This is a genomic window from Microbulbifer maximicatervae (SeqCode) (assembly GCF_056231245.1).
This window is the reverse complement of sequence record NZ_CP174334.1, coordinates 2,048,636-2,061,351: the sequence shown is the minus strand read 5'-3', so window position 1 is coordinate 2,061,351 and position 12,716 is coordinate 2,048,636. Positions and strand designations below refer to the sequence as shown.

Here is a 12,716-nt window from a genome sequence, read left to right as displayed (position 1 = left end):
GCAGTCAAAAACTGAAAGGAACCTCATCCAAGCATTATCCCAAAAGAGGTTTTGGGGTTCACTGGGTAAGCCCACAACAAATACAACTTGACCCAATATAGCTGGCAGTACAAAGCATCTTAGACAGAGAGACTAATTCCTACTTCGACCAGAGTCTACGGTCAACCACCTTATTGATTTTAGTAAAATAAAAACACGGATCATTTAACAATTCATAATTACTGAACTTGTTTTTTGGCGCATCATCAAATCGCAATACGGGCATTTTTTCACTGAAGTTCCGAAGACCAGATTTCGACAATGCTTTAATTTCTTCTGCAATCGAATCAGTTAATACAATCTCAACACTATTCAATATAAAGTTTGAAATTTCTTTGAATAATCCGAAAGCACCAGAATCATAATCATCAGTTGTGGCTCTAAATGAGAAAACCAATTCATGCTCAGATGAAATTGCAGCACGAACATAATATTTGATTAGATCACCTTCCTGGCAGCTTAAATCTTGAACAGCGTAGGCAACCCATTGAACACCATTCGTATTAGGTAGCTTGAAGGTTTGCCAGAACAGCGGGAAAAGATAGAGCCATTCCTGGAAAACAGACCCAGTACCTGGGGAGTAATAGGCTTTAATATCACTATCAACCCAATGCTCATAGTCACTGGCTTTAAGTAGATTTAAGTCATTGCCTATCTTCCTAAGTGAGGCAGTAAATTCCATCCCACCAACATCAGGATTAATGAACGGCGGGCCATGATATTTATACCGCTCCTCTGCAAGCAGTATGCCCCATGCATTGTTACGAATTTCATTAAAACTATCTAAGGAGTAGATATTCTCATTGAAAGCCAATGGCAAATCAGCACTTGGCTCTTCACCACTAATTTTTGAGGCGTTGCTTAAGGGCTTTAAAAAAGTAAGCTTGGTACCAGAAAGATTACATCTTACCGGTACTGACTTTCTTAAATTAGGCCCTTTAGGGCTTTGTGTAGTGCCAAATAACATCAATTTTTCACAAGCTGCTTTCAAATTAGCTATTTAGGGAGCCTCTGAATAACTCCGTAATGCCTCTGCGGGTCTTGAAGGCTGCAGATGTTAGGCGCAGCTCGCCGCGAATGGCCGTAGCCCTTTGCAAGAGCTGCAACGCAGCAGCTGTGGCCTTCAAGGCCCGCCCTTCGGGGCTTGCAGAGCGATTCACACTCCGCGTTGCGACTTCTTGAAAGGTCTAGACATTCCTGCGAAGCCGCGCCTTGATTGTGAACCGCTCTGCATGCCAGAGGTATCACGGAGTTATTCAGAGGCTCCTTAGGTTATCACGAAATAACTATATTGACCCCAAATGTTGTGGTCAACTCCAACCGGACACTTCTTTAAGCACATTTCTCAAATTCGATAGGGGCTAGGTCTCCCAGTGTTGTATGTATTCTGCGTGAGTTGTAATAAGCAATATAGGCTCTTACATCTGCTACCGCATCCTCCCTTGTCGGATAAAGGTTTCCCGTTACCCACTCCCGCTTCAGGCTGCTGAAGAAACGTTCAGTCGGTGCGTTGTCCCAACAATTTCCCTTACGGCTCATTGAACACACCATCCCATGCTGACTCAATAACGTTTGGTAGGTATGGCTGGCATACTGACTGCCACGATCAGAGTGATGCAGGAGACCTTTTGGGGGCGAACGCAAATTGACAGCCATCATCAACGCACGAGTTACCAGGGCCGTTTCCATCTTGCGATCTAGATGCCAACCAATAATCCGGCGCGAATAGAGATCAATCACTACCGCCAAGTACAACCAGCCCTGCGAAGTCCAAATATATGTAATATCAGTCGTCCAAACTTGATTTTTAGCGCTCGGTGAGAACTCCCTATTCAGAAGGTTCTCTGCGACCGGCAGGTGATGTTTACTGTCTGTCGTCAGTGTAAATCGCTTCTTACGCTTTACTGCCAAGCCTAGCTTTTTCATGAGCTTGCGGACTCGATAGCGCCCGACTTCAAAGCCTTCTTTACGTAACAGCTTCATTAACCGACGACTTCCCAGGCTCTGTCTAGATTCTGCAAATAGGGCCTTCAAACGATGGCATAGTTGCCATGTTTGAGCATCTATTGAGCTATTACCACGGCAACACCAATCGTAATAACCAGTTTTACTTACTTGCATTACCCGGCAGAGCACCCTAACAGGAAAGCTGCCTTGCTGTTTTTCAATAAAGCTGTACTTTATTTCATTTCTTTCGCAAAGAAGGCGCTGGCCTTTTTTAGGATTTCTTTCTCCATCCGCAACTGCTTATTTTCACGTCGTAATCGCTCTAATTCTGCGCGCTCACCTACATCCAACCTCACACCGTCTTCTTCCTGCTTCAGTTCCTTTATCCAGCGTCGCAGGTTATTGGCTGTTGTTCCTACAACCTCTGCTGCTTTAGAAATTGAATACCCTTGCTCAGAGACTAGCGCTACGGCGTCTTTCTTAAATTCCGGCTTGAAATGCCGACGTGTACCTTTTGTTGTCATACTTCACCTCGCTTGGTAGTTTTACCATCTTAGCGAAGTGTCCGGAAGGATTAGACCACTACATGTCGTGCTTAGTCGATCTATATTTAATACATAAATATATTTCTTTCACAGCTTCGGATTGAATTCTCTTGTCTGTATTCTCTGAGTAAGAATAACACGTGAGGGTTAGTATTGCCCCACTTACAAACCAAACTCCAAATATCACCCCTAGAAATTCAAACATCTATATTCACAAAGCGCTCGAAAAACTTCTGGACACCCATATAAGTTGTCGGTGCCCCTAGGAGCTTCCAACTCAACTTGAGTACTACTTATCATTTCCCCCACGGCAGCAACGAATTCCGCAAACATCGCCCCCGAAGCAAACTTGCCTTCCGTCATCCTGGACATGATCCCGCCGAGCACCACCTTCGCTATAAATTGCCCCGTTCGGGCGCCCATATTTGCTTTAGCACCAATGGCATAGCCAAACCCAGCCGACACAAAATTGACTCCCCCCTAGGGGGCCAGGGGGTAAAAACCCTGCGACCAGCCCGGCCTACACGCCTTGGGAACCTAACATTGGTACAGTGTTTATTGAAAGTACCGTCCACCCAGTCGGCACAGGGCTTGCCCGTGCCGGCGGGCAGGAGTTTTTCGGGCGGGGAGGCGAACGGCTTTTGCGTGCCGGGGGAGGCATGGCTTAGACAGCAGCCGCCAAACTGGATCCGCTACTCCCACCACAACAAGTACGAGAGCGGTATGCATGCGCCGCCGCTGGATAGCTGATCCAGCTAGCGGATATTTTCGAGGTGTCCCTGGACTATTTGATGATAGACCAGTAAATGGAGGGAAGTTCCATCCGCAATGAAGTGTTATTTAAGCGCTTCAAGCTGCTGGAGGCTTTTGATGATCAAGACAAGAACACGGTGAATCGGGTGATCGATACGATTTTCGCTCAACGCCAGGTGGAACATGTCATGCGGCCATTAGAGAGCTAACCATTGATAGTTAGCTCTCTAATATAGGGGCTAGAACTGTTTCTTTTTGTCCTACTTATGGGGGAGCTACTCATAACCATCTGGGCTTAGAGTTACCTCTTATTTGATTTATGCCTTATAACTATATCTGATTTATTTTGTGAAACTTTGTCGATCGTTATAAGACCACCATATAATAGAGCACCAGAGTTTTTGGTTTTAATCTGAACACTTTCACCCTCTTCCACACAAAATCAAATCTACTTTCATCCGAAGATTCTACTTGTTTAAGAAGCTTATAAGTACTTATTTTAAAAATACTCCCCTACTCAAACAAATAAAGCTCTACATTTACTTTTCCCATAGGAAAAACTGACACATCCCCTGCCGACGAGGCACTGTGGCGACAGTTGATGGTATTCAACTATGTCCTGTTTGAAGCGCTGGATGCTATGGAACAAGAACGCGCCACTGGCAATCACACCCCACTCAATCGCCACTGGTAGCAATTTGTCCATTACCTCCGGTCTAGCAAGCCCAAGCTCGGCACTTATCTTGGCTGAACAGAAGGGCATCCAATGACAGCGCAAACCAAACACATCAAAGTCAATAAGATTATTATGATTACAAGCCCAAGAATGCCGGGTCTTACTCGGTGACGCCGCCGGTTCCTTGGATTCAGCTCAAGGGTAAATGGTTGGCAAAAGCAGGATTTAATATCGACACACCTATCAAGGTTGAAGTGGATGAGGGTCGATTAATATTAACAACCGAGTAACAAAATAAAGCCCCGGTAGTTCACCATCCTACCGGGGCTTTGGGGTTGGTTTCGCTGTTACTTACACCCCTTAACTAAATACAGAGCCTCTTCCTGTTCTTTATCGTCCGTGTAAACTCTAAATTCCTTAGCGCTAGTGAATACCGCCTTAAGCGAAGAACTAAATAACCCATTTTTAACGTACCCCTCAGGAGGTATCACCGGCTTATACTCATAAACTTGGCCGCCAGACTTAACTCGGAAACAATCAAAGTTATAAGCAACTTTATCTGCATCCCCTGACTCAATTTCTGATAACACTACGTCAGAATACCCTGAGAGAATATAAATAATCTCATCAGTATCATTCCGAACATCGACCTTAAACTGAACAGGACAGCCACTTAATATCAAGCAGCCAATCACAACAACAAAACTTCTTAACAATGTAATCAAAATCTTCATTAGAACGTCCTATCCTGCATAGGACCAGTTTCCATAAAGTTATTACTGTGCCAAGCATCAACACCATACCTTAATCCTGGGTGCGGTGACCGAAATAGCGAACTGACCCCACCTATCGCATGGACTGGTAAATACAATGGACCAAGAATTTGCCCTTGTTGTGTATGCCTAAATTCTTCACGCCCTACGGTATGGTTTGGAGGGGTATTATGGAAATGAACATTCGACGCACTCGGCGATGTTGACGAACCATAGACAATTACATTTCCTAACGTAATTGCGGATGGCATCAACGGATTGTTATGGAACTGAATTGCGTTGTTTCCAAATGTTGTGTAAGGGTTTGTTCCCATTATCCATCCAGCAACGTGCCCAACGCCTCCATACACTAGACCTATGATTGTATTCGGCAAATTCCAAATCTTCCCGACGACATCGCCAACGACACTGAGGGCATTGGCCAAACCTGATAGCTGTTGTTGACCACCGCTAACAGCAGGTGCACTTGTTTGATTTGTCGGCGCTCCATTGGTTGGCCTAGTCGCTCCAGCCAACCCAGATTGAATCATCATTGAGAATGCCGCAGTAGCCGCCCCATTTGCGAATTTCCCTCCACTTAGTACGGAAGCAGTTCCGCCAACTACAGCAGAGATAATAACACCATCCACAGTGGGGCCCATTCCCTCCGGACCTGTCCACCCCTCACTGCTTGCCAGAGCGCTAAACCCGGCCGCAGCAAAGCCATGGCCAAATTTTCCTCCCTGTAAATGTGCCATAGTACCGCCTACTATACCGTGAGCAATAATGTTTGTTGGGCCTTCAAGGCCCAGACTTCCAACCCCATAGAAAGCGGCTGAGGTTGCTCCAGATATCGCCGCAGCCCGCATAGCTACTCCAAAATCATCGCTTTGAGCATAAGCCATGTTTTTGGAGAACTGAGCATTAAACCCAATGGAGCATGGGCCACAGTAAATTGTACTCACTACTGAGCCAATAATTTGTGCAGCCGTAGCTAGAGCGGGGTTGTCTGCTAGCACCTTAAATACTGGCTTACTTATTTGCGCATCGGCATAAGAAATGGCTACTGCAGTGACGGCTTTAGAAATAAAGCTCAAAAAATACCCGCTCGGATCAGTCGCGTTTAGAGGGTTATTCCGTACATAACTATAGCGGTTGTACATCTGCGTATCCGCAGCGGCCTGAATAAATGGATCTGCCTGGACAAAGCGCCCTAGGCGCGCATCGTAGATGCGGCCATTCATATGAATCAGCCCTACCTCATCCAGCATTTCATGCCCGGTATAACCGCGCGTGGTACGCCCATGATCAAAACTTGTCAAGGCGGTATTTGACAATGCATTCCAGTTTCCAGTATTCCTGCGCTGCCCCCAGGCGTCGAAGGCCATTTCCTGTTCCACTGCCCCCGACTCATCAGTAATCAGATCCATTGATCCCAGGTGATCTTTGTACAGGAACGTCTCTTCAGTGGATTGCACCACATAATCTACGTCGGTTTTAACTGTGTATAAAACACTACCTCCCAGATAGCGTTTCCACTGGATCTCATTGGGGGTACTCGATTTTTGGATGCGCTCGACACCACCGATATACCAAGTCTCAGTTACCTCGCCATTGCTGCTGTTAGTATCTTTACGGTAGTAACGGCCATGACTGGGTCCGTATAGGAACTCGGTAGTATGGTTACCTTTCTTGATCCAGGAGGCTTTGTCGAATGTGGTATAGCGGATAGTACGACCACCATCAAAACCATCAGATGTCATATTGCCATTGGCATCGTAGTTATAGCGAATGCCTCCGGCTGTAGTTACCGCATGAGCACCTGCACCATTTTGACCATAGATATATGAACCAACTCCATCCTTGTAAGTAATATTGCCAATGGCATTGTACTTAATATCCTGATTACCACTACTCAGGGCACTACAGTTGTAGTTGCTACTACCGATATGATTTTTTATCAATCGATTTAGGTTGTCATAGCAGAAGCTCTCACGCAGGTTCTTGCTACCACTTCGATTATGGCGGCTGACAAGATTACCAAGGGTATCCCACTGATAAGTGATATTCTGAACACCAAAAGTGCCCAGCACCGTAGAAGTCTGATTAAGCAACCGGCCTGTAGAGTCCTGATAGGTGTATACCGTAGTCGCACCATTGCCAAGAAGCTGCTCCTTTAGCTGCCCTCGGGCAGTATGTGCCTTGATCTCCTGAATCAAATTGCCAGTTGCCAAGTCAACAGTCTTGTATAGCAAACCATATCTATAGTAGTTGCGGATACCGGACTGCCCAGTATTCAAGAGGCTGTCCAGGGCATCGTAACTGCGCTCTACGCGCCCATAATCATCAAAGGTCTTCGTTGTGATATAGGTAGGCTGGGGACCACCACCATCGAAGTCTACTGCTTGAGTGCTATTTCTACCAAGATAATCATATTGATATACCGCCTGATAACCAGTAACGCTATCAATGATCATCTCTATCTGACCAACGCCATTATGAGCACTATCGTAGAACCAGCTCACATCGCTAGTGATGCTGGTACCGCCCTCTTTTTCAATCCGCGTGAGTTGGCGTCCCAACTTATCGTAAGTTAATGCTACTGTATGGCCATTGGCGTTAGTCTGCTTCTCCAGTTCACCATAGCCGGTATATTCGTATTCCCAGAAACCCTTGTCCGGATCATCCATATTCAATTTACGACCCAAGTGATCGTGATTGATAGTGACGACAATCGGATAGCTGATTCCATCACCTTCATCTATATGGCTGCCGGAGGAGTTGGTTTTACCCCAGGATTTGGCCTTGTGTAAATTGCCCTGACTATCGTATTCATAGGTAAGGCGGCCATTATTAGCGTCTAGAACTTCAACCAGTTCACCAACAATGTTCTTGATTTCAGTCTTTTTCTGAACCTTATCATTGGTGGTAATGGTTTTCAGGCCCAAATACACAATAGTGGAATCCGAATCATCTGGCGCTATAACACGAGTTGGACGGCCGAGTAGGTCATACTCAGTCTCTGTCCACATAGGGGTGTCGCCGGAGAAATAAGGTTCACTGAAAAATTTGGCCCGGCCTAAATTATCGTATTCCTTATCCATATAGATTTTATGATACAGGCCCTGTGTTTCCGTGCGAATCGACCGGCCTAATACATCAAAGTACTCCCTCCCCCATTTTCCAGAGCTACTACTGGTAGTAATTCTGTATTTTGCCCCGCTAGGACATCCACTCGTACAACGCTCATACTTGGTTTCCTTATCCACTCCCGCATTGTTCCAGGAGTAACCTTCACGCCCCAAAGCATCATAGGCGAAGTAGCTCATCAGGCCATTTACACCCTCAACAATTAAAGGAGCTCCAAAATGGTTGCGGGACACCACTTTTTCAACCAAGTGATTTAGTGCGTTATAAGTTTCTGTAACGTAGCGACCAGAGGGATCGTATACAGTTCTGACAGATCGACTTGCCTCACCGGAAGCACTCAAAGTTTTTTTCGAAACATTGCCGAAACTGTCATAATCATAGGTGGTTGTCTGCTTGTATGCAGATTTGTTCGGTTCAACAACCTCTGTTCGCAAAAGCCCTTTATGTATTCCGGATGTGTAGTAGGTAAAAGATGACTCCTGTATATGGCTAGTCATTCCTGGACGAGTATTGGTAACCCTGGTATTGCTAAGGCGTCCCATCTCTTTTTCCCAGGTACTGTTACCATAAACATTTACTACCTTTTTAACGAACTGCTCACTAGTTGCTGCATCTGTCGTAGTTACATTAATTGTGAGGGCATTCCCGTAATTATCGTAACTATTAGTTGTTGCTACTGTCTGTAGCAAATCTCCAACACTTTCCCCTCCGTCCTTTAGGTCGTAAGTATTCTCAACTGCACTATAAATATAAGGTTGATAAGGCGCCGATGGTGTGCCACTCCCGCTCCACCCTTGAAGTCGCCAGTTATTGGTGGCCTGACTTAAGATTTTTCCCTGGGCAGTGCGAGTTACTGTATGCAGGGGCACTCCGGTGAAGGGGAAGTCCTGTCGGTATGTAGTTTCAGTAATTACTCCGGTCTGGTTGTCTGTACTACTTACCTTCTGGAAGCCCAGTGCACCTCGGCCAGCAGCCTGTAATTTCATCTGGTGATAGTGGTAAGAAATTGAGCTTTTAGCCAGCTGTGCTACTGATCCAGAGTTAATTCCGGCTGCAGGCGCAGAACTTTCAACCTTGGACACAAGAAAGATTGGCGCCAGGATATCAAACACTGGCTTACGTTTGCCCAATGTGTGACTACCTGAAGGTAGCTCCCAGTCACCATTTAATTCGGAGTAAAGAGAAGAAGGGTTTGGAGTAGAGACAGTGTAACAAATCACTTCCCCTCCGATACTTCCACCGCCGAACCCATCTTCCGAATCGAAAATCCTAACGCACCTTTCCTCGTGGGTGGAAGACATGGATAAACGGGTATATACATCACCATCTACCATATTTTCATAGGTAACTTCGGTCAAATTACCCAGACCATTATCAATTACACTGATTACCTTACTTGGCTTATTTTTATGTTCAGCATACTTTTCATTGGCAATCTGGGTTCGAACTTTACCCGAAGACTGGTCATACCTATGATAATCAACTTGACCATCACCATTGGTATCGGCAAACCAGATAAAATCTCTCTTGTCGGTTCCGATATATTTCCAGCTTCTTTCAGTACTAACAAAATTACCGGTATTTTGATCAAAATACCGGACTTTGGCATAGCCAGTATCGAAGTCCGCACGTACTAAATCCGGGAAACCATCATTATTGAGATCAGCAAAAGTTGCCTTTTCACCATCAGGGAATGAGCCTAGGCTAACAAAGCCTGATCCGGTGCTGAGCTTAATTGCAAGGTTGTTAGCACTACCAGTTATATAAGCAATATCTGTTAACCCATCACCATTGATGTCTATGGCAATAGGGTCGCTATCTGGCTCACTACTAGCAGAGAGAAGGTGTGATGAGTTGAATTCTTGTTCTTCCTGATCAAATACTGCCACACGGTAACCATCAAAGTAATTACCCAAGAACCTCCATTGCTGATTAGTTCCGCAACTGTCAGGCCCCCCAACCAATTGTCGAGGTAAAAATGGTTCATGAGTAGGTGGGCCACCGCCACCAGGGGGATTTACCGTTACACAGCCGAATCTACTGGTATAGGTGGCCACCAGCAGATCTATAGAGCCATCACCGTTAAAATCACCCAGCGTATCTGGCACTCGTTTATCCGGTGTACCAACTGTGGCTCCAGTGACATTTAAATCGTAGGTTTTTACAGTACTGCTAAACTTATAGTAGCGGTCCGAAGATTCAGACAAGCCCGCAGGTACCAGAAGACGTACTTTCACGCTACCTGCCGTTGCGGTAGAAATGTAATCTGCTAACCCATCACCATTAAAATCAGCAAATATTGCATCCTTATCATTAAGGCCGGTATAAATACCATCTGAATCCAGCCTCCAGGCACCATTGCTATACCTGCTGAGGAATACATGCCAGTAACCACCGGAAAATTGATAAGCTTGCCTGGCATTGAAGATAGCCAAGTCCTGACGGCCGTCGCCATTATAGTCCAACACCCGAATGGCAAAGTCTTTATCAATATTAATGCCTGAGAAGTACGCCAAATCAAATGTTGAACCTGAGAAGTTTTGTTTGACGAACCTGGTACCATCTGAAATTGCGTATTTCACCCTGGTATCGGTATCATCACCATCAGCATCTCCTTCAATCCATACAAGGTCTTGCTTGCCATCGCCATTAATATCAGCATATTTATAATTTACAAGGAAACGGCTACTGGCAGGAGAGAAATCGATAGCCTCGTGCGCTGTACCATCATGAAGTAAAGGGGACTGCAGCCACTCGAAACTCATAGCAGGTAAGCAGCTTGAGCCAACACACTCCTGAAAACTGGAAAGAAGAGAAGTTCTATCAGAATAATCTGTCCCAGACCCAAAAGTTCCAACGGGCTTATATCCCAAGTTATATTCGCGAATAACACTACCATTCGACCTAGAAGTGATTTTTTCCAAGCGCTTTGTGGTAATAAATTCGTATCCAGAGGTATAACTTTGCAAGTAATCCGGGCGAGTAGTGTAACTAAACTCTACTTCTCCCCCGTAGCTACCCGAGCCATACGCATAGCGAATTCTTTTGATACGTTGACCACTATCAGCATTACCCTCGTACTGGAATTCAATATGATTTCCAACACTATCCTCAAATTGATTTTGCGCCCACACCAATACATGACTTCCGGCCAACAACTTTGAAGCACTGCTGTTACCGTAATAGCTCAATGACCCATCTTTTCGCTCAACCGTAAAGTAAGAGGGCTTCCCCAGAGAACCACCAACAGATGTAACTTTTGCAAAGGAGTCCATCTCAGTTTTGTAAACGGCTCCAACTGCGCCATATACTGAGCCGCTCACTTTAATTAGGCGCTGTCCATCAAGACAGAATCGATCAGAATCAGTCCAATTAATTGGAGCTACACGCCCTTCAATTGCTAATGTTTGGCGACAGCGGGAAATGCCAGACAAACCACCGATCGTCCATCCCTTGCCCAGTAATCCATTACCTCCATTACTTGAGTAACTGAGAGTTAATTGAGGAGTAACTCCACCGGTACCTGAGGCTGCCATAATGGGTATTGAGTAAGTTACAGCACCCATCTCATTTACCCGAAACTCTCCTCCAGAGGCTCCAGCCATATTAGCGCTGTTCGTGACCAAGGGCGTACCATGGCTATCAAAGGTGCCTGATGTACTTGCAAGTAGAGTCGCATCGATAACGCCTTGAACTAAAATATCATCTCGACCATCGCCATTGGCGTCTTCAATTCTTAAACTTTCAGGGTCTGCACCTGAAAGAATCAGAGCTATCTCCTCCGTATTATTCCCAATTGGAAACACCTGAGACAAAGTAGGAAAACCATTACCATTAGCTTGTAGTACCAGGGGTGTGGCGGCTAACACTAGTAAATCGAATTCGCCGTCTCCGTTAAAGTCCCCGGAAAAAGACAGGTTGCGGTCTATTTTTTGTAGAGTCGCTAGAATTGTTTCTGTCAGAGTGCTGCTTTGCGGCGTTCCGTACCCAAGACCACCATTGTCTCTCGTGCCATACAATACAAAATTAGGTAGTTCTGGCATTGCTACAGGAGTGGCTACTTTACGATGCAAAATAATAAAAGGACGATGGTACTCAAAATAGAGATCATTAAGGCCATCATTATTAATATCGCCACTATAAATTTCGTATCCACCCTCCCAAATACCAGACGAAGCACTAGCAAATGAGGAGAATAGCCCAGCAACAGCGAGACAGAGGTAGGCAAGAGTGATGCGCATCCGAAGAGGCCCCAAGATGAAGGATGTAATTTTATTTTTGCTTCTCTCAATATTTAACTGAGAGAAGGGTGGCGGGAATTTACACAACTTTACAGATTGTTACAAGCCAATATGATAACTGGTACTACCGTTTAACAGCCAAGTAATTGATCATTACCTAAAACTCTCAACGAGAAGCTTTCTGAAAAAAACAATTTATAAATTTATGCATTAGACTCCACCCTCCGCCCACAAAATCAAAAAACGCCAAACTCGGCACTCTCATTCGTTCGACGCGCATACCAAGTACGTCCACACGCTCTTGAGTTGCTCCTAGATTCCCACAACAACTGACAGACTTGGCAACCACAAAAGGGAGCAGCTCGCTGAAGTCTTATCAGGCAGCATGTGAGATCATAACCTCCGACAATGGCGATAAACTCTGGGCCGTTAGTCAATCACGCAAAAAATAGACTGCAAGATTTTTTTGGTAGGCAGTGTCACTCATCAGAGCACGCAATAAACGAAAGTATAAATAGGCTAATAAGACATTTCTTCGATAAAGGGATGGAAATTGACAAGTTATCGAAAGAGCAGATTGATGATGCGGTATTTCTTATTGGTGACCAGCTAC

The 12,716-nt window shown here is 45.3% G+C and carries 6 protein-coding genes and 1 pseudogene; 2 read left to right on the top strand and 5 right to left on the bottom strand.

Features of this window, described 5'->3' with window-relative positions; translation table 11 throughout:
• Positions 1-139: 139 nt before the first annotated feature.
• The 3 genes from ACJJIS_RS08905 to ACJJIS_RS08895 all read right to left on the bottom strand — a co-directional run bounded on the left by ACJJIS_RS08905 (position 140) and on the right by ACJJIS_RS08895 (position 2,996).
• Positions 140-1,006 carry a hypothetical protein gene (locus tag ACJJIS_RS08905; RefSeq protein ID WP_475710046.1) on the bottom strand — a complete coding sequence of 289 codons (867 nt, stop codon included), beginning with the start codon at positions 1,004-1,006 and terminating at the stop codon, positions 140-142.
• A gap of 365 nt (positions 1,007-1,371) precedes the next feature.
• A protein-coding gene (locus tag ACJJIS_RS08900) for an IS3 family transposase (protein ID WP_475708187.1) occupies positions 1,372-2,510 on the bottom strand; the annotation gives its coding sequence in 2 pieces (ribosomal slippage) (positions 1,372-2,261 and positions 2,261-2,510; 1,140 coding nt in all).
• Positions 2,511-2,720: 210 nt separating this feature from the next.
• The gene (locus tag ACJJIS_RS08895; protein ID WP_475710045.1) at positions 2,721-2,996 is read right to left on the bottom strand and encodes a hypothetical protein; all 276 of its coding nucleotides are present in this window, start codon (positions 2,994-2,996) and stop codon (positions 2,721-2,723) included.
• Between the two features lie 341 nt (positions 2,997-3,337).
• Between ACJJIS_RS08895 and ACJJIS_RS08890 the strand changes: the two genes are divergently transcribed.
• Both ACJJIS_RS08890 and ACJJIS_RS08885 read left to right on the top strand, forming a co-directional pair.
• Positions 3,338-3,493 carry a hypothetical protein gene (locus tag ACJJIS_RS08890; RefSeq protein ID WP_475710044.1) on the top strand — a complete coding sequence of 52 codons (156 nt, stop codon included), beginning with the start codon at positions 3,338-3,340 and terminating at the stop codon, positions 3,491-3,493.
• Between the two features lie 607 nt (positions 3,494-4,100).
• Positions 4,101-4,250: pseudogene (locus ACJJIS_RS08885) on the top strand (SymE family type I addiction module toxin); the annotation flags it as partial.
• Between the two features lie 57 nt (positions 4,251-4,307).
• On the opposite strand, the gene ACJJIS_RS08880 reads toward ACJJIS_RS08885, so the two are convergent.
• Positions 4,308-4,694, bottom strand: a complete 387-nt coding sequence (locus ACJJIS_RS08880; RefSeq protein ID WP_475710043.1) for a hypothetical protein — start codon at positions 4,692-4,694, stop codon at positions 4,308-4,310.
• Positions 4,694-12,103: an FG-GAP-like repeat-containing protein gene (locus ACJJIS_RS08875; RefSeq protein ID WP_475710042.1), complete on the bottom strand. Its 7,410-nt coding sequence runs from the start codon at positions 12,101-12,103 to the stop codon at positions 4,694-4,696. Before ACJJIS_RS08875 ends, ACJJIS_RS08880 begins: the two co-directional genes overlap by 1 nt.
• Between the last annotated feature and the right edge of the window lie 613 nt (positions 12,104-12,716).